General features: G+C 73.3%; 13 protein-coding genes. 4 read left to right on the top strand and 9 right to left on the bottom strand.

What is annotated here, in order from left to right:
- On the bottom strand, positions 1-918 hold the full coding sequence (locus tag ACZ7DE_RS36120; protein WP_470768629.1) for an ABC transporter permease: 918 nt from the start codon (positions 916-918) through the stop codon (positions 1-3).
- 170 nt (positions 919-1,088) lie between these two features.
- Between ACZ7DE_RS36120 and ACZ7DE_RS36115 the strand changes: the two genes are divergently transcribed.
- Positions 1,089-1,736: a TetR/AcrR family transcriptional regulator gene (locus ACZ7DE_RS36115; protein ID WP_470768628.1), complete on the top strand. Its 648-nt coding sequence runs from the start codon at positions 1,089-1,091 to the stop codon at positions 1,734-1,736.
- A gap of 96 nt (positions 1,737-1,832) precedes the next feature.
- Here the strand turns inward: ACZ7DE_RS36115 and ACZ7DE_RS36110 are convergent, their stop codons facing one another.
- The 3 genes from ACZ7DE_RS36110 to ACZ7DE_RS36100 all read right to left on the bottom strand — a co-directional run bounded on the left by ACZ7DE_RS36110 (position 1,833) and on the right by ACZ7DE_RS36100 (position 5,213).
- Complete coding sequence (locus ACZ7DE_RS36110; protein WP_470768627.1) at positions 1,833-2,825, bottom strand: ADP-ribosylglycohydrolase family protein; 993 nt, start codon at positions 2,823-2,825, stop codon at positions 1,833-1,835.
- Positions 2,822-3,850, bottom strand: a complete 1,029-nt coding sequence (galE, locus tag ACZ7DE_RS36105) for a UDP-glucose 4-epimerase GalE (protein ID WP_470768660.1) — start codon at positions 3,848-3,850, stop codon at positions 2,822-2,824. Before galE ends, ACZ7DE_RS36110 begins: the two co-directional genes overlap by 4 nt.
- A gap of 109 nt (positions 3,851-3,959) precedes the next feature.
- Positions 3,960-5,213: a glycosyltransferase 87 family protein gene (locus ACZ7DE_RS36100; RefSeq protein ID WP_470768626.1), complete on the bottom strand. Its 1,254-nt coding sequence runs from the start codon at positions 5,211-5,213 to the stop codon at positions 3,960-3,962.
- A gap of 103 nt (positions 5,214-5,316) precedes the next feature.
- Here ACZ7DE_RS36100 and ACZ7DE_RS36095 point away from each other — a divergent pair, with 103 nt between their 5' ends.
- Entirely contained in the window at positions 5,317-6,864 is a 1,548-nt protein-coding gene (locus ACZ7DE_RS36095) for a glycosyltransferase family 39 protein (RefSeq protein WP_470768625.1), read from the top strand.
- Here the strand turns inward: ACZ7DE_RS36095 and ACZ7DE_RS36090 are convergent.
- Positions 6,812-7,330 carry a MarR family winged helix-turn-helix transcriptional regulator gene (locus ACZ7DE_RS36090; protein ID WP_470768624.1) on the bottom strand — a complete coding sequence of 173 codons (519 nt, stop codon included), beginning with the start codon at positions 7,328-7,330 and terminating at the stop codon, positions 6,812-6,814. The genes ACZ7DE_RS36095 and ACZ7DE_RS36090 overlap by 53 nt on opposite strands.
- A gap of 118 nt (positions 7,331-7,448) precedes the next feature.
- On the opposite strand from ACZ7DE_RS36090, the gene ACZ7DE_RS36085 reads away from it, so the two are divergent.
- A complete protein-coding gene (locus ACZ7DE_RS36085) occupies positions 7,449-7,862 on the top strand; it encodes an organic hydroperoxide resistance protein (protein ID WP_470768623.1) in 414 nt (137 codons plus the stop codon).
- A 113-nt stretch (positions 7,863-7,975) separates the two neighbouring features.
- On the opposite strand, the gene ACZ7DE_RS36080 is transcribed toward ACZ7DE_RS36085, so the two are convergent.
- On the bottom strand, positions 7,976-8,707 hold the full coding sequence (locus ACZ7DE_RS36080) for a hypothetical protein (protein ID WP_470768622.1): 732 nt from the start codon (positions 8,705-8,707) through the stop codon (positions 7,976-7,978).
- A gap of 131 nt (positions 8,708-8,838) precedes the next feature.
- Here ACZ7DE_RS36080 and ACZ7DE_RS36075 point away from each other — a divergent pair, with 131 nt between their 5' ends.
- Complete coding sequence (locus ACZ7DE_RS36075) at positions 8,839-10,182, top strand: hypothetical protein (protein ID WP_470768621.1); 1,344 nt, start codon at positions 8,839-8,841, stop codon at positions 10,180-10,182.
- Positions 10,183-10,189: 7 nt separating this feature from the next.
- Here ACZ7DE_RS36075 and ACZ7DE_RS36070 read toward each other — a convergent pair whose 3' ends face one another.
- The 3 genes from ACZ7DE_RS36070 to ACZ7DE_RS36060 all read right to left on the bottom strand — a co-directional run bounded on the left by ACZ7DE_RS36070 (position 10,190) and on the right by ACZ7DE_RS36060 (position 17,205).
- Positions 10,190-12,445 carry a bifunctional glycosyltransferase/CDP-glycerol:glycerophosphate glycerophosphotransferase gene (locus tag ACZ7DE_RS36070; RefSeq protein ID WP_470768620.1) on the bottom strand — a complete coding sequence of 752 codons (2,256 nt, stop codon included), beginning with the start codon at positions 12,443-12,445 and terminating at the stop codon, positions 10,190-10,192.
- 5 nt (positions 12,446-12,450) lie between these two features.
- Positions 12,451-14,697: a bifunctional glycosyltransferase/CDP-glycerol:glycerophosphate glycerophosphotransferase gene (locus tag ACZ7DE_RS36065; protein ID WP_470768619.1), complete on the bottom strand. Its 2,247-nt coding sequence runs from the start codon at positions 14,695-14,697 to the stop codon at positions 12,451-12,453.
- Between the two features lie 153 nt (positions 14,698-14,850).
- Complete coding sequence (locus tag ACZ7DE_RS36060) at positions 14,851-17,205, bottom strand: bifunctional glycosyltransferase/CDP-glycerol:glycerophosphate glycerophosphotransferase (protein ID WP_470768618.1); 2,355 nt, start codon at positions 17,203-17,205, stop codon at positions 14,851-14,853.
- Positions 17,206-17,231 lie beyond the last annotated feature (26 nt).

The raw sequence follows: 17,231 nt of genomic DNA, 5'->3' as shown, positions 1-17,231 counted from the left end.
TCAGCCACGGCCGTACGTCTCCTCAGCCTTCCAGAAGTAGATGAACCCGCCGACGCCTGCGAGCAGCGCCCAGGCGGTCGCGACCAGCCATACGTGGGGCGGCAGCTGGCTCGCGTGGAAGGTGTCGATCAGCGCGAAGCGCATCAGGTCGATGTAGACGGCGGCGGGGTTGGCCCGCAGCAGCTCGGCGACCCACGGCGGCATGCCGTGGTGCTGCTTGATCAGGTTGTCGATGCTCCACATCACACCGGAGATGTACATCCAGGTGCGCAGGACGAACGGCATGAGCTGCGCGACGTCCGGCGTCTTGGCGCCCAGCCGGGCCATGATCATGGAGACGCCGGCGTTGAAGACGAACTGGAGCGTCAGGGCCGGGATCACGAGGATCCAGGAGGGGGCCGGCGGGACGCCCACGGCGAGCAGGATGAACACCAGGGCGGCCATCGAGAACAGCAGTTGCTGCAGCTGCTGCAGGCAGAACGAGATCGGCAGCGCGGCCCGCGGGAAGTGCAGGGCGCGGACCAGGCCGATGTTGCTGGAGATGGCGCGGGTGCCGGTCATGATCGAAGTCTGGGTGAACGTCCACACGAAGACGCCCGTGACCAGGAACGGGATGAAGTCCGCCACGCCCCGCTTGGTGTTCAGCAGCACGCCGAAGATGAAGTAGTAGACCGCCGCGTTCAGCAGCGGGGTCATCACCTGCCAGATCTGGCCCAGCTTCGCCTGGCTGTAGGTCGTGGTGAGCTTGGCGGTGGCGAACGCGGTGATGAAGTGGCGGCGCGCCCAGAGCTGGCGGATGTACTCCGGCAGGGAAGGGCGGGCGCCGCTGACCGTGAGGCCGTGCCGTGCCGCCAGGGCCGCGAGGTCGCCGTGGGGCGCGGCCTCGGTACGGGGCGGTGTGTGGAGGACCTGACTCACATCCGCTGCTTTCACTCGGGGGGAGGGGGCGCAGGGGTCCGGCGTGCCGTCGCACGACGTTTCCTTACGCTTTTCTTCACGTTTTCTTACGTCGGGACGGGACCGTATCGTCGCAACGTGAGAGTAGGCCGATCATACGTCGGAACGCAACCGTTTCGTCGTAACGCCCTATGCTGGTCCGCATGACGACGAACGCGACGAACGCCGACGGGCCCCAGGCGCGCCCACGCCGCCGGGCACCCGCGGGCGCGGCCGTGCTCCGCGAGGACGTGACGGAGGCCATCCGGGCCGCCGTGTTCGAGGAGCTCGCGACCGTCGGCTACGCGCGGATGTCCATCGAGGGCATCGCCCGCCGCGCCGGCGTGGGCAAGACCGCGGTGTACCGGCGCTGGCGCTCCAAGCTGCATCTGGTCCTCGACATCGTCTCGGTGATCGCCGTGCAGGGCCTGCCGGCCCCGGAGACGGGCAGCCTGGAGGGCGACCTGCGGATGCTGTACGAGGTGACCTCGCGGGCGCTGCGCCACCCGGTGGCCTCGCAGATCATCCCCGACCTGCAGGCCGAGGCGGCCCGCAACCCCGAGATCGCCGAGGCCCTGCAAAAGGTGCTTCGGGAAGGGCAGGAGGGGGTCGCCCTGAAGATCGTGGCGGCGGCCGGGGAACGCGGCGAGATCCGCGAGGGGCTGAACGAGGAGCTGGCGCTGGACCTGATCTCGGGTCCGCTCTACTGGCGCTCGGTGGTGATCCGCAGCCCGAAGCTGCCCCAGGGCTACCTGGCCGCCCTGGCTCGGGCGACCGCCGAGGCCATCAAGGCGCTGTAGCCGTCCGGGGGCGGGCGGCCTGCCCTATCCGAGCCCGAACGCCGGAGCCCGGAGCCGGAAGGTCGGAGTTCGGAGCTCGGAGACCGGGCCGGGGTTTCAGGCGGCGGTCAGGTGCGTGGCCAGGGCGGTGAGTTCGGGCAGGCGCAGGACGCGGTCGCCGTACCCCGGCAGTGGCACGTGCAGCGCGGCGGTCCACCGCTCGGGGACGTCGTCGATCCCGTGGACGGCCCCGGCGAGCCCGCCCGTCACCGCCGCGACGGTGTCCGTGTCGCCGCCGAGGTCGACGGCGGCCCGCACGGCGTCCTCGAAGCAGGAGGTCGTACGCAGCGCCCACACGGCAGATCCGAGACAGGGCCAGACGGCGCCGTTGAACTCGGTGGCCAGGTCCGGGTGCCAGTCGGGGGCGAGGACGGCCGCGTACCGCTCGCGATGGTCGGGGTGGACCTCGGCGAGCGTCTCCGGGAGCGCGGCCAGCGGGTCGGCGCCCGTGAGGGCGACGCGCACCAGCTCATGGAAGACGGCCGTGCCCTCCCACGCGGCGCGGTCCCCGTGGGTGAGGGCGGCGAGGCGGCGGCCCGCGTCCATCGTGGCCGCGCGGCCGTGCGGGGCGTAGTGCACGGCGGAGGTCGCGGCCCGCATCAACGAGCCGTTGCCCGCGGCCCGTCCACTGGTCTGGAAGTGCAGCGCGGCGGCCGTCTCCCAGGGGTCGCCGCTGCTGAGGACCTGCTCGGTCTGCAGGCCGATGTCCTTGGGATCGGCGGCGGCCCAGCGCTGGAACCGCCGGAAGACGTCCGCAGGGTCCAGTCCGCCGCACTCCAGCAGGGACTCCCCGACGAGGACGGCCATCTGTGTGTCGTCGGTCGCCTCTCCTCGGTCCCAGCCGCCTCCCCCGCACATCTCGCCCCCGTGACCGGGACGCGGGAAGCGCTCCGAGAAGGCTCCCTCCGGTCCGAACTCGAAGGGCGCGCCCAGCGCGTCTCCGACGGCGGAGCCCACGACGCACCCGACGGCTCGGGCGTCGGGCCGCACACCGGGGTGCGCGAGAGGCTGCACGAAGGGGTGTTCGACGGCGTCTGCGGGATCGGTCATCCGGGCAGCCTACGAGCCGTTCCCGGCCGTTCCTGTCCGCGGGCCTGTCCGCGGGCCGCGTCCGGATGCCGTCGGGTCCAGCCCTGCCAGGCGGAGGTGACCATGTCGCGGACGTCGTGTCGTGCCTTCCAGCCCAGTTCGACGGCGATGCGGTCGGCGGCGGCGACCACGCGGGCCGGGTCGCCGGGGCGGCGTGCGGTGACCGTCGGCGGCCGGTCGTACCCGGTGACGGCGTTGACGAGGTCGATCATCTCCCGCACCGAGACGCCCTCGCCGCGCCCGATGTTCAAGGTCAGATCGCGCCCGGGGTGGGCCTGGAGGGCGTGCGCGGCGGCCACATGGGCCTCCGCCAGGTCGACCACATGGATGTAGTCGCGGACGCAGGTGCCGTCCGGGGTCGGGTAGTCGTCGCCGAAGACGAGCGGGGCCGTGTTCCCGGTGAGCCTCTCGAAGATCATGGGGACGAGGTTGAAGACGCCGACGTCCGCGAGGTCGGCGCGGGCCGCCCCGGCCACGTTGAAGTAGCGCAGCGAGGCCGTGGCCAGGCCCGTGGCCCGGCCCGTCGCCCGCACCAGCCACTCGCCCGCCAGCTTCGTCTCGCCGTAGGGCGACAGCGGGGCGCACGGGGTGTCCTCCGTGACCAGGGGGACGTCGGGCATCCCGTACACCGCGGCCGAGGAGGAGAAGACGAAGGACGGCACCCCGGCTGCCGTCACCGCGTCCAGGAGGACTCTGAGGCCCTCCACGTTCTCCCGGTAGTAGAGCAGCGGCCGGTCCACCGACTCGCCGACCTGCTTCTTCGCCGCGAGGTGGACGACGCCCGTGACGGAGTGCTCGGCGAGGGCGCGCGCGACCCGCTCCCCGTCCAGCGTGGAGCCCACCACCAGCGGCACCTCGCCCGGCACGCGCTCGGCGAGCCCCGTGGACAGGTCGTCGTAGACCACGGCCCGCTCGCCCGCTCCGGTCATCGCCCGTACGACGTGCGCCCCGATGTAGCCGGCGCCGCCCGTGATCAACCAGGTCATCGTGGCGTCCCCCTCGTCCGTCGGTCCGTGAATGGGCATGCGATGGCAGGCGATAGCCCGTGATGGTGGGTCATGGTGGGTGATGGTGCGGTTTGGTGTACGGGTCGTCTCACAGTGAAGCAGGCGCCCGGATCTCGCGCCGAGCCTGTGGACAACTCTCCGGGCCGGGCTCGACGCGGGCCGTTCCGGAGCGCCACAGGCGGAGATAGGACAGCCCGGCCGCCGCCGCCAGCAGGGCGTTGCGCACCACCATCAGCGTCGTGCCGGTCCAGGTGCAGCTGACGACCTCCCAGTAGTTCAGGGGGTAGATCACCGTGCTGACCGCGGTCGCCGCCAGGAGCAGCACGGCCACCGGGCGCTGCGTGGTGTGCCGTGAGGTCAGGCAGACGGCGGCCAGGCCCAGCAGCCAGATCATGTACTGCGGGCTGATCACCCTGCTGGTGACGGTGAACAGCAGCACGGCGCTCAGGGCGGCGTCGTAGGGGGTGGCCGGCGTCCAGCGGCGGGCGCGGACCCGCCACAGCACCAGCAGGCCGAAGGCCACGGCGGTCAGCGCCAGGGACGCATGGGCGACGGAGGAGACGTAGGGGCCGACGAACTCCATCGCGCCGTACCGGTAGCGGGCCGCGCCCGGCCAGCCGGCGTGCGAGGCGAGCAGGAAGGCCGTGCCGCCCAGGGACTCGATCTGCACGCCCCTGGTGCCCTGTTGGAGCAGGAAGGACAGGGGGTCGCGGAACGCCAGGGCGAGGAGGGCGAGCGACGCCACCCCCGTGGTCGCCGCCCACCTCCACGCCGACTTCGTCTCCCGCCCCCTCGGCGTGCCCAGCAGCACCAGCGCCGGCCACACCTTCACCAGCGCGCCCAGTGCCGCGAACGCCCCGCACGCGCGCGTGGAGCGCGACAGCGTCACCAGAGAGATGACGGCGAGGGCCGTGACCTGTACGTCGTAGCGCACGAAGGGCACGTGCAGCAGCAGCGGCAGCCCGCCCGTCCACAGGGCGGCTCCGAGCAGGGACCGGCCGGTGCGGGCGCCCGCGCGGGCCAGGGCCAGCCCCGTCGCCGCGTCGGCGACGACGGTGAGGGCGACGAACGCCTGGAAGTACGTCAGGCCCGGCAGCAGGGCGGGCGACAGCAGGACCGGGCCGGCGCCCGGCGGGTACTGCCACAGCGGGTCGTGCGCCGGGAGGCCGCCCTGTGTGAGGACGTCGTACCAGCGGTGGTACAGCCCCCACACCTCGCGCGCGACCCGTCCGCCGCCCAGCAGCGGCGAGGCGCTGTGGACGAGCAGCCACAGCATCACGGCGCGGGTGGCGAACCACGCGGCGGCGAGGGCGAGCAGGCGACGCTTCGTCGTGATGTCCATCAGTGCGGATGGTAATCACGATGACTGTCTCTTTTGCTCCATTACATACCTAATGAGCCGTCAATCGCCGTGATGGGTGGGCTTGCGCAGCAGAATCGCGGACGTGGTGTGTGCGCGCTCGCAGAAGACAGCCCGTCCCGAAGTCCTGGCCGTCACCGTCCCAGCGGCCGTCATGCTCGCCCTCGGCCTGTGGGGTCTCGACCGCGGCGGCATATGGCGCGACGAGGCCGTCACCTTCCAGGTCGCCCGGCGGACGGTGCCGCAGATCTGGCGGCTGCTGCACGGCGTGGACGCGGTGCACGGCCTGTACTACCTCCTCATGCACGTCGTCCTCGCCGTCCACCCGGGGGAGGTCGTCCTGCGCCTGCCGTCGGTCTGCGCGGCCGCCGTCACGGCGGCCCTGGTCGCGGCCCTCGGGGTGCGGCTGGCCCGTCCCCGGGTCGGCCTGTGGGCGGGCCTGGTGTACGCGGTGACCCCGCTGGCCGGCCACTACGCGCAGGAGGGCCGCTCGTACGCGCTGGTCGCGGCGGGCGCGGCGGGCGCGACACTGCTGCTGGTGCGGGCACTGGACGACGGGCCGGGCGGGGCCGGGCGTGCGGGATCGTCGGCGCGGTCGTGGTGGGCCTACGGGTCGGTCGTCGCCGTGACGTGCCTGCTGCACGAGCTGGCGGTGTTCGTGCTGTGCGCCCACGCGCTCACGCTCGCGCTGCTGCGGGCGCCCAAGCGGGTCTGGCGGTCCTGGGCCCGGACGGCCGCGGCGGTGGGAGTCGTCCTGCTGCCCCTGGTGCTGGTCTCGCGGGTGCAGTCACGGCAGGTCGAGTGGTTGCCGGTGCCGGACTGGGAGAGCGCGGAACGGCTGCTGCGGAGCTTCGCCGCGGGCCCCCGGGGGGTGGTGTTCTGGGGGTGTCTGGCGCTGATGGCGGTGGGGCTCTCGGTGGGGCGGACGACGGCCGTCATGGCGCCGCTGACGATCGTGCCGCCGGCTCTCCTGATGCTGATCTCGCAGGTCAGGCCGCTGTATCACGACCGGTACGTCCTCTATGCCATGGCGGGGGCGCCGCTGCTGATCGCGGCCGGGGCCGACCGGCTGGCCGGCCTCGCGGGCCGCCGGCCCCGCCCGGGGACGGTCACCGCCGCGGGGGCGCTGGCCGTCGCCCTGGTCTTCCTCCACCTGCTCCCGTTGCACCGCCACTACCGGACCCCGGCCCACCGCCCCGACAACCTCGCCGCCGTCTCGGCCCTGGCCGTCCGCGAGGTCCGCCCGGGTGATCCGGTGCTGTTCCTGCCGTCCCTCGGGCGGCGCGCGGCGCTCGCGTACCCGAAGGGTTTCCGGGGGGTGCGGGATCTGGCGCTGAAGACGCCCGGGGCCGAGTCCGGCACGCTGTACGGGCGCGAGGTCGGGCCCCGGGAACTGCAGCGCAGGCTCGCCTCGGTGAAGCGGCTCTGGGTGGTCTCCGAGCCGTACGCGCTGCGTTCGCGCTGGTTTCCCGGCGAGCCGACCGAGCGCCTCAAACTCGTGGCCGTGGAGGAGCGCTTCACCCCTCGGTGGGAGGGTGAACGCGACGGCGTGACCCTCAGCCTCTACGTCCGCCGCCCGGCTACGGGCCTCCCGGCGCCTCCTGGGCGGTCGCCGCGTCCAGGGCGGCGGTGAGCTGGTCCAGCTGCTCGCGCAGCGCACCGATCTCGGCGAGTTCGAAGCCGGTGGCTCCGACGATCCTGCGCGGCACCTCCAGGGCCCGCTCGCGCAGTTCCGCGCCCTGCTCGGTCGGCCGGACCTCCACCGAGCGCTCGTCGCGGGCGCTGCGCTCGCGCCGCACCAGCCCGGCCGCCTCCAGGCGCTTGAGCAGCGGCGAGAGGGTGCCGGAGTCCAGGCGCAGGTGTTCGCCCAGCCGCTTGACGGGCAGCGGCCCCTGCTCCCAGAGGACCAGCATCACCAGGTACTGCGGGTAGGTCAGCCCGAGGTCCTTGAGGATCACGCGGTAGACGCCGTTGAAGGCGCGCGATGCGGCGTGCAGGGAGAAGCAGATCTGGCGGTCCAGGCGGAGCCAGTTCTCCTCGGTGTTCTCCTGGCCGACGAAGGTGTTCTCCTGGCCGACGATGGGCAGCGGGGCGGTCATGTCTCCAGGGTAACCCTCACGCGCTATTTGGTTGTGCCCAATTTAATTGTGTGCTCTACTTGTCTCCGTGAGGCGGCCGGACCGGGCCGCCGCAACGATGTGAGAGGGATGGTTTTCCATGGACGCGCTCTACACCGCTGTCGCCACCGCCACGCACGGCCGCGAGGGTCGCGCCGTCTCCTCCGACGGCCGGATCGACCTGGCGCTGGCCATGCCCGCGGAGCTGGGCGGCAACGGGCAGGGCACCAACCCGGAGCAGCTGTTCGCCGCCGGTTACGCCGCCTGCTTCGGCAGCGCCCTGGGCCTCGTCGGCCGCCAGGCCAAGGTGAACGTCAGCGACGCCGCGGTGACCGCCGAGGTCGGCATAGGCCAGCAGGGCGAGGGCTTCGCGCTGAAGGTGACCCTGCGCGTGGAGCTGCCCGACACGCTGGACGAGGCGACCGGCCGCAAGCTCGTCGAGCAGGCCCACCAGGTCTGCCCCTACTCCAACGCCACCCGCGGCAACGTCCCGGTCGAGCTCGTCATCGAGTAGTCCTCCGGGCGACCAGCCCGAACGGGCAGTCCCCAGGACGCCGATCGGAGAGCCAGGGGGAGAGCCGGGGGAAGCCGGGGGGAGCGGACAAGGTGCGCTCCCCCCGGCTCGCGCTACCGCTGCCCCAGCGCCCGCTTCGACCGCCACGCCGCCAGCAGCAGCGCGGGCAGCCCGATCAGCACCAGCCACACATGCCCGGGCGCGCCTTGGCCCAGCCGCTCGCGCAGCAGATCCGCAGCGGGCTCCCGGGCCGGGGCGAGCACGCCGGTGGACCGGCGGAAGCACACGGCCGTCGACGCCACCAGGGCCGCGAGCGCCCACCGGCCCACCACGGCCCGCCCCTCGCGCTCCCATCCCGCGACCAGCGCCACCGCCCCGACCGCCGCCACCGCGAACGTGACCGGGTCCACCAACGCGATCAGGGCGTACAGCGCGCCCAGCCACGCGTACCCCCAAGGGCTCCTCAGACCGCTCGGCCCGACGTAGCGGACGCGACAGCGCACCGCTCCCGCGCGCGAACCCGTCGACGCCCAGGCCCAGAAGGCCAGCCCGACGGCGAACGCCGACGGGTGAGCGGGGCCGCCACCGGCCGACGTCTCCCCGAGGCGGCCGCCCCACAGCCACGCCACCGCGAACAGGGCCGGCACCGCCGCCCACGGACGGTCCGTCAGCACGCGGCTGAAGCGCCCCATCCCGGTCAGCAGCACCAGCAGGTTGACCGGCCCGGCCACGGCCGCGCGGCTCAGCGGGTCGTGCCAGTACGGAATCGACATCGCCAGCCAGACCAGGGTGCCGAGGAACCGGTACGGCGTCGGATGCCGGAAGGGACGGACAGTGGGGCGCATTCCACGCGCATTCCCGCTCGCGGCGCCATGTTCTCGGCGGCTAGGCCGCACGGTGGATCCCCGCGGCCGCGACGACGACGCGGCGGACACCGGCCGGGATCGTGCCGGAACGCGTGATAGGCCAGTCGACCATGTGGAGAACTGACCGGCTCCGTCGAGCGCCGTCGCCGTCGAACGACCGACGCGTACTCCTCTTCTGGTTCCTCGTGTTCGCCCTGGTGTTCGCCGCCGCGCAGTCGACGCAGACGCAGGGGCGTGCCGCCATGGACACCCGCCAGTACCTGGCGCACAGCTACATGCTGCAGGGACTCGGCCGGGAGGAGGCCTCCCGCCGCGCGGTGGACTACTTCTGCGACAGCGTGCGGGTCCGGTCGGCGCAGCGCGAGAGCGCGGACCTCGCGCGCTACCGCGACGACGACGCCGGCAGGACGGCCGAGCGGCAGTGCCGGCGGACGATGGGAGACCGCGTCGCCCGCAATGCCCGGCGCACCGACGTCAGCGGGTACATGGCCCTGTTCAGCGACCCGCGGATGTCGGAGATCTTCGCCACCAGGCCCGGATACCCCCTGTACACCGTGCCCTTCGTCCGCTCGTTCGGGCCGGTCCTCGGCCTGTGGCTGGCCTCGCTCGTGGCGACCGTCCTGGCCGGCGGGTTCGTCGTGCTCATCCTGCGGATGCTGGGGGTCTCCGTTCCGCTCGCCCTGACGGGACAGGTGCTCTACTACGCGCTGCCGACGGGCAAGGAGGCCATGCTGCCCCTGTGCGAGGGACTGCTGCTGTGCCTGCTCCTCGCCGCCGTCGCCGGATGCGTCCGCGTGCTGCGCGGGCGCATCCGGTCGGGGACGACCATCGCCGTCCTCGCGTTCGCCGGCGCGGCCGTCGTCAAGTACGCGCAGACGCTGCTGGCCGTCGCCGGGATCGCCGTCACGACCGCGCTCCTGGTCGGCGCGCGCCGGCTGCGGGGCAAGGACCTCCGGCGTCCGGAGCTGGCGATCCTCGTCATGACGACGGCGCTCGCGGCGCTGATCCAGCTCGCCGTCCACGTCCTCGGGCTGCCGAGCACGAAGGCCAGCCTGCAGGAACTGCTCTCCGTCCACTACACCAGGAACCCCGTCGGCGACCCCGCGACCGAGTTCCTGCGCCTGAGCCTCGCCTTCTGGCGGGAGTGGCTGCGCGACGCGCTGGTGCAGCCGCTGGTGCTGCTCCTGCTCGCCTGCGGGGCGTGGGGCGCCTTCCGGTACCACCGGCCGTCCGCCTGTCTGCTCGTCGGCGTCGCCGTCGCCGGCCTGGTGAACCAGGCGGGACACCCCGAGGCGTCCATGGGACCGCGGCTGATGGTGATGGCGATGCTGTTGCCGGTGTGCGGGATCCCGCTCCTGCTCGAGAGTCATCTGCGAGGGCACGGCACGCGGGGGCGGGACCTGGTCGGGCCCCCGCGCGTGGCCCGGCAGTCGCCGGCGCCCGCCTCCCGCTGAACCGTGCTCAGCTGTACTCCGGCAGACGCGCCGAGCGGTCGACCGCCCCGGGAATCCTGACGACCGGGCCGTCGCCGTCGCCGTCCGTCGGGTCCCAGGTCTCGCCCAGCAGGATCCGCCGGACGACGCGTTCCGCGGCCCGGCCGTCGTCGTACTCGCAGAAACGCTCCCGGAACGCCGCTCGCAGCCGGGCCGACTCGGCGTCCCGCCAGGCGCCGGAGGCGAACACCTTCGCCAGCTCCTCGTCGGAGCGCGTCACGTGCCCCGGCGGCTCGGCGGTGATGTCGAAGTAGGCGCCCCGCGCCGCCCGGTAGGCGGCCCAGTCGTCGGCGTGCACCACGATCGGGCGGTCCAGGTTGGCGTAGTCGAACATCAGCGCCGAGTAGTCCGTGACCAGGGCGTCGGCGGCCAGCAGGACGTCCTCGACGTGCGGCTCGTCGGTGACGTCGGTCAGCGCGCCGCGGCGGTGCAGGTCGCGCAGCACCAGCGCCCGTTCGTGATGGCGGGCCAGCCCGGGGTGCAGACGCACCAGCAGCCGGAACCCGGGACCGAGCGAGCCCGCCAGCGCCTCCAGGTCGACCCGCCAGACATGACGGCCCTTGCGGTAGTCGCGCGTCGTCGGCGCGTACAGCACGACCGTCTCGGACGCCCCGACGCCGAGCCGCTCACGCAGCTCCGCGCCGCGCCCGGCTCCGCCCCGCACCAGGACGTCGTTGCGGGGGCTGCCGGTGCGCAGCGACGTGAAGTGGCAGGGGTAGGCCCGCTGCCAGACCTCCTCGGAGTGCCGGTTCGCGACCAGGCTGACGTCCCACCGGTCGCTGCGCCGGAGCATGCCGCGGACGTCGGAGCCGTGCCGGGCGCCGGGACGGTCGAGGAGGTCCAGCGCCATGTACTTCAACGGGGTGCCCCGATGCGTCTGGACGTGCACGGCGCCGGGGCGTTTCACCAGGTCGCCGGCCCAGTTGCAGTCGTTGATCCAGTGCTTGGCGCGCGCCATCACCCGGTAGTAGCGCCAGGAGCCCGTCGTCACGTGGTCCGTCCCCGGCGGCACCAGGTCCACCGCGTCGGGCTGGACGACCCACACCCCCCGCACGTGCGGGGCCAGCTCGGCCGCCCGGGCGTGGATGGCGAGGGGATCGCCGTTCACGGCGCGGCTGTGCCCGGCGGAGTACACGGCGAGCGCCGGGTCGAGGGGCCGCCGCAGCTGCAGCCGGTACCAGCTCCGCTTGACGTGCCGGGCGACCAGGTCGCGCATCCTGCCCGCCTTGCGCCCTGCCGCCCTGCCGCCGCGCAGCCACAGGCCGAGACCGAGGTGGGCCCGGTGGTAGGGGGCGAGCGCCAGCAGCCGGATCTCCGCGCGGCGGCTGTCCGACGGCGGCACGAAGCCCGGCGGCACGTGGCTGCGGTAGAAGGCCCGGATACGCCGGTAGAACTCCGCGCGGTCGGCCCGCAGCACCCGCTCAGGGCGGGCCATGGTGAACAGCATGTGGTCCAGCGCCCGCTCGAACAGCAGCGGCCGGGCCCAGTCCAGACCGGGCCGCTCGGCGAGGAACGCGAAGAGCCCCTCGTACTGCTCGAAGATGTCGAAGTGCCTGCGTCCGGGGGTGCGGGTGATCGCGCCCTGCCGGCGCTGCCGGTACTCGACTCCCACCCGGTCCAGACAGGCGATCCGCTCGGCGGTGACCATCGTCTGGTAGGTGACGGGCGCGTCCTCGTACAGCCCCGGCCGGTACCGGAAGCCGTGCCCGAGGAAGAACTCCCGCCGGTACGCCTTGTTCCAGGCGACCAGGAACAACCGCAGGTACTCGGGGTGCGCGCGCACGTCGAACGTGTCGGCGCCGGCCTGTTCGAGAAGCCCGGCGGCGTCACTGCGGCCCGCGCGGCCCCACCAATGTGTGCGCACGTGGTCGAAGACGAGGATGTCGGGGTCGCGCGTCGCGTCGAGCCGGTCGGCGACCGCCCGCAGCAGCCCGGGCGTGTAGCGGTCGTCGCTGTCGAGGAACAGGACGTAGTCCCCGGTGGCGTGCGGCAGGCCGGCGTTGCGGGCGCGGCCCAGGCCCACGTTCTCCGGCAGGTGGACGGCCTTCAGGCGCGGGTCGCGAGCCGCGTACTCGTCGAGGATCGCTCCGCAGCCGTCGGGCGAGCAGTCGTCGACGGCGATCACCTCGATGTCGTCGAACGACTGGCCGAGCACGGAGTCGAGGCATTCACGCAGGAACCCCTGCACCTTGAAGACGGGGACGATGACGCTGAAGCGGGGCACGAAGGTCAGCTCCTCGAAGAGGTCGTGACGGCGGCGGGGGCGGGCGTGCGCCGGGCGAGCGGAACGGCGGGCTCGATGCGCTCGGCGGGCTCCCCGAGCAGCACCCGGCGCACGACGCGCTCGGCGGACCGGCCGTCGTCGAACTCGCAGAACCGGGCGCGGAACCGGGCGCGCAGCTCGTCCGCCTCCGGACCCGCCCAGCGGCCGGAGCGGAAGACGGCGGCCAGCTCCTCGGGGGTGCGGGCGACCGGGCCGGGTGGGGAGCCCAGGAAGTCGAAGGTGACGCCGCGCGTCTCGCGGTACACGTCCCAGTCGTCGGCGTACACCACGACGGGCCGGTCGAGATGGGCGTAGTCGAACACGATCGACGAGTAGTCGGTGATGAGGGCGTCCGCGGCGAGGCAGACGTCCTCCGCCGAGCGGTGCCCCGTGACGTCGATGATCCGCTCGTCGCGCGGACGGGCGCGGTCGTCGTCGTAGAAGTAGTGGGCGCGCAGCAGGACCACGAAGTCGTCCCCCAGGGCGTCGCACAGCGCCCGCAGGTCGAGCCGGCCGTCGGATCCGGTGTCGTGGTCGCGGTGGGTGGGCGCGTACAGGAGCGCGGTGCGGCCCTCGGGGACGCCGAGCAGACCGCGGACGCGACGCACGTCGTCCGCCGACGCCGTGTAGTAGATGTCGTTGCGCGGATAGCCGTACTCGAGCATCTCGTACGAGGACGGGAAGGACCGCTCCCACACCTCGGTGGACAGCCGGTTCGAGCTGAGGTTGTAGTCCCAGCGGTCGACCCGGCCCAGCAGCCGGTCGAAGCTTCCGGTGGCGGCGGCGACCACCGGGTGGTCGGCCTGCTCGATGCCCATCTTCTTCAGCGGGGTGCCGTGCTGCGTGGAAAGGTGCACGCTGCCGGGGCGTTTGACGACGGCCCCCTCGAAGTTGGCGTTGTTGACGAGGTACTTGGCGCGGGCCAGCACCTGCCAGTAGCGGCGGCTGCCGATGACGGCGTGCTCGACGCCGTCCGGCACCGTGTGCGCCTGGTCGGCCTCGACGAGGAACACCGAGCGGATGTGCGGGGCGAGTTCGGCGGCCTTGGCGTGGATCGCGGCCGGGTTGCAGGCGTAGCCGCGGCCCCAGTAGGCGCAGTACACGGCCAGGTCGGGATCGATGCGGCGGCGCAGCTGGCGCCGGTAGTACAGACGGGTGCGCAGCCCCCGGGCGCGGGGCACCCGCCGGGCGGCCGCCGCCGCCTTCCGGTTGGCGCCGCGCAGCGCCCGGAACGCGGTGTACGCGCCGGCCGCCAGCAGCCGGTGCTGCACCCCGAGGCTCCCGTCCGGCCTGCGGAAACCGGCCGGGCGGTGACGCCGGTACAGCCTGCCCGCGCGGCGGAAGAAGGCCCGGCGGCGTCCGGCCAGCCGGTCGGGGTGCGCGGCGGTCTTCAGGACGGTCGCGAAGAGCTGCTCGAACAGCGGGCCCGACCGGTCTGCGGGCAGCCCCCGCTCGGCCGCCCGGGTCAGCACCTGCTCGATCCGCTCCAACAGTTCCATGTGGTGGGCGCCGGGCTGGTTCAGCGGGTCGCCCTGCCGCCGCAGCAGATGCCGAACGACGACCGAACGCAGGACCGCGACCCGTCCGGCGTGCACGGTGACCAGGCCGCCGAAGCCGACGTCGGTGAAGTGCCCCTCCGAGAAGACCAGTTCGTGTTCGGCGAGGAACGAACGCCGGTAGAGCGTGCCCCACACCGGCAGCCGCACCCCGGTCACCTGCGGCGCCTCGACGGGGGAGAAGGCGTCCTGTGGCGTCTTCGCCAGCAGCGGGGCCGCCGGGTTGGCCGACTCGCCCTCCCACCAGGGGACGCGCTCGTGCTCGGCGTACAGGACGTCCACGTCGCCGGTCTCGGCGAGGCGGGCGTCCAGCGCCGCCAGGGCGCCCGGGGCGAGGGTGTCGTCGCCGTCCAGGAACAGCAGATACGCGCCGGTCGCCGCCCGCAGTCCGGCGTTGCGCGCCCCGGCGAGGCCCTCCGCGGGCCCCGACCGGGCGGGGAGCACCCGGGAGTCGCGCCGCGCGTACCGGGCGGCGACGGCGGCGGCCACCGAGTCGGGCGCGTCGGCGACCGGGATCACCTCGAAGTCGCCGAAGGACTGGGCGAGGACGGAGTCCAGCGCCAGGGACAGCCGGCCCTCCCCCACTCGCGTGTCCACACGGCCGGGGGGAGGACCCCCGTCCCCGTAGGACGGGACGATGATGCTGAAGCGGGGCATGCTGCTCTTTCTGTGTCTTGTCGGTGCGGTGCCTGGTGCTCAGGCCGTACGGACGCGGCCGGGGCGTCCGGTCGGGCGCCAGGTGGACGGCCGGGTCGGGGTGGGCCGGGACGAACCGGAGGGCATGCGAACTCCCGGTGGGGCGAGCGGCGTTCAGCGGCGGTCGACGACGGGACGGGGGCCGGAGGGCCGCGGCACGACCCGGAGCGGCGAGCGCCTCGCGGAGACGGCCGACTCGGCGGCGGGCTCCGCGGTCGCCGGCGCTGTCGCCGCCGTCTCGGCCTCCGACGTCGCTGTCGCTGCCGTCGCTGTCGCTGTCGCCGCCGTCGAGGGCGCGGGCCGGCGTTCGGCGAGCGGCGTCACCGCGGGCAGTTCCGTCTCGCCCAGCACGACCCGCCGGACCACGCGCTCGGCGGCCCGGCCGTCGTCGTAAGGGCAGAACCGCTCGCGGAACGCGGTGCGCAGTTGGGCCGAGCGGGAGCCGCGCCAGTGGCCGGTCGCGAAGATGTCGATCAGCTCGTCCTCGCTGCGCGCGACCGCGCCCGGCGGGAAGGCCCGCAGGTCGAAGTAGGTGCCGCGGGCCGCCTCGTACGCCTCCCAGTCGTCTGCGTGCACCACGATCGGGCGGTCGAGGTTGGCGTAGTCGAACATCAGGGACGAGTAGTCGGTGATCAGCGCGTCGGAGGCCAGACAGAGCGACTCCACGCTCGGGTGGTCGCTGACGTCGATCACACCGGGCGTCGGGCGGTCGAGCAGCGGGTCCTGCCAGTAGTGGGCCCGGGCCAGGATCACGAAGCGCGGGCCCAGACGGCGCAGCACGCGCTCCAGGTCGAGGTGGCCGCGCTGGCTGCGGCGGTAGTCGCGGTGGGTGGGCGCGTACAGGACGGCGACCGTGTCGCGGGGGATGCCCAGGGACTCGCGCAGCCGGGCCACGTCCGCCGCCGTCGCCTGCTGGAAGACGTCGTTGCGGGGGTATCCGTACTCGAGGGTCTCGTAACCGCCGGGGTAGACGCGCTCCCAGATGAGGGTGGTGTGGCGGTTGGCGGACAGGACGTAGTCCCACTTGTCGACGCCCCTGAGCAGCTCGTCGAAGTCCATGCCGCGGGCGGCCGCCGGACGGTCCTGCAGGTCGAGGCCCATGTGCTTGAGCGGCGTGCCGTGCTGGGTCTGGACGAAGACCTGACCGGGGCGCTTGACCAGCCGGCGGTCGAAGTTGACGTTGTTCACCAGGTACTTGGAGCGGGCCAGCGCCGTCCAGTAGGCGGCCGTGCCCGGGCGCACCGGCCGCGGACCGGGCGGGACGGCGTCCTGGTGCTCGGGGCGGGCGATCCACGCCGTGCGCACCTGCGGAGCGAGGGCGCGGAACGCGGCCTCCAGCGCGCCGGGGTTGCAGCCGTGGCCGCGGCCCCAGTACGCGGCGAACACGGCCCGGTCCGCGCGCAGCGGCAGCCGCAACTGGACGCGGTAGTGGGCCTGCAGGACGGCCGCCCGCAGCGCCCGGGTCGTCTTCGCGGCGGTCTTGTGCATGCGCCGGCGCAGCGTCATGGACGCCTCCAGCGCCCGGTAGGTGCGGTGCACGCCGAAGTGGACCAGGGTGTGGCGCAGTCGGCAGCGCAGCGACACGGCGGCGCCAGGGGTGCGGTAACGGCGGTAGTGCGCACGGGCCCTGCGCAGGAACTCGGCGCGCGAGCCGCGCGGCAGCCGGTCGCGCTTGGTGAAGACCGTCGAGAGGTGGTCGACCATGCGGCGGAACAACACCGGTCGCCACCGGGCGAGTTCGGGCCGCTGCTCGACGAACGCGAAGACCCGGTCGTACTGCTCGAAGACGTCGAAGTGTTCCCGGCTCGTGGTGGACAGGATGTTGCCCCGGCGGCGCTGGCGGTAGTGCACACAGACCCGGTCCAAGGTCGCGAGCGTCCGCGCCGCCATCAGCGCCGGGTACGTCCACGGCGTGTCCTCGTAGTAGCCGGGCGGGAACCTCAGGCCCGTGCTCTGCACGAACTCCCGCCGGTACGCCTTGTTCCAGGCCACCATCAACACCCTGAGCAGTCCCGGACGGTCCTGGAGCCGGAAGGGCGCCGGGCCCTCCTCGCTGAGCTGCTCCGCGAACTTGTTGCGGACGGACTCCCCCGTCCAGTAGGTGCTCGCGTAGTCGTACACCAGGACGTCCGGCTCGCCGGTCTCCTTCAACCGGTCGGCGATCGCGCGCAGCGCGTCCGGGGTGAGCGTGTCGTCGGAGTCGAGGAACAGCAGGTAGTCGCCGGTGGCCCGGTCCAGGCCGGCGTTGCGGGCCCGCCCCAGGCCGACGTTCTCCGGCAGGTGCACGGCGCGCACCCGCGCGTCCCGGGCGGCGAACTCGTCGATGATCTCGCCGCAGGCGTCCGGCGACCGGTCGTCGACGGCGATCAGTTCGAGATCGGTGTACGTCTGGGACAGCACCGATTCGAGGCACTCGTGCAGGTACGCCTGAACCTTGTACGCGGGGACGATGACACTGAACCTGGGCAAGGGACATCCATGGGTCGGCGCGGGCG

This window comes from Streptomyces sp. NPDC037083 (assembly GCF_055606485.1).
This window is presented reverse-complemented; position numbering and strand designations above follow the sequence as displayed.

Bases quoted from the DNA above. Each gene is read 5' to 3' on its own strand.
- galE (WP_470768660.1), bottom strand. From the start codon at position 3,850: ATGACCTGGTTGATCACGGGCGGCGCCGGCTACATCGGGGCGCACGTC.
- ACZ7DE_RS36110 (WP_470768627.1), bottom strand. From the start codon at position 2,825: ATGACCGATCCCGCAGACGCCGTCGAACACCCCTTCGTGCAGCCTCTC.
- ACZ7DE_RS36090 (WP_470768624.1), bottom strand. From the start codon at position 7,330: ATGACCGCCCCGCTGCCCATCGTCGGCCAGGAGAACACCTTCGTCGGC.
- ACZ7DE_RS36075 (WP_470768621.1), top strand. From the start codon at position 8,839: ATGTGGAGAACTGACCGGCTCCGTCGAGCGCCGTCGCCGTCGAACGAC.
- ACZ7DE_RS36065 (WP_470768619.1), bottom strand. From the start codon at position 14,697: ATGCCCCGCTTCAGCATCATCGTCCCGTCCTACGGGGACGGGGGTCCT.
- ACZ7DE_RS36080 (WP_470768622.1), bottom strand. From the start codon at position 8,707: ATGCGCCCCACTGTCCGTCCCTTCCGGCATCCGACGCCGTACCGGTTC.
- ACZ7DE_RS36085 (WP_470768623.1), top strand. From the start codon at position 7,449: ATGGACGCGCTCTACACCGCTGTCGCCACCGCCACGCACGGCCGCGAG.
- ACZ7DE_RS36115 (WP_470768628.1), top strand. From the start codon at position 1,089: ATGCTGGTCCGCATGACGACGAACGCGACGAACGCCGACGGGCCCCAG.
- ACZ7DE_RS36100 (WP_470768626.1), bottom strand. From the start codon at position 5,213: ATGGACATCACGACGAAGCGTCGCCTGCTCGCCCTCGCCGCCGCGTGG.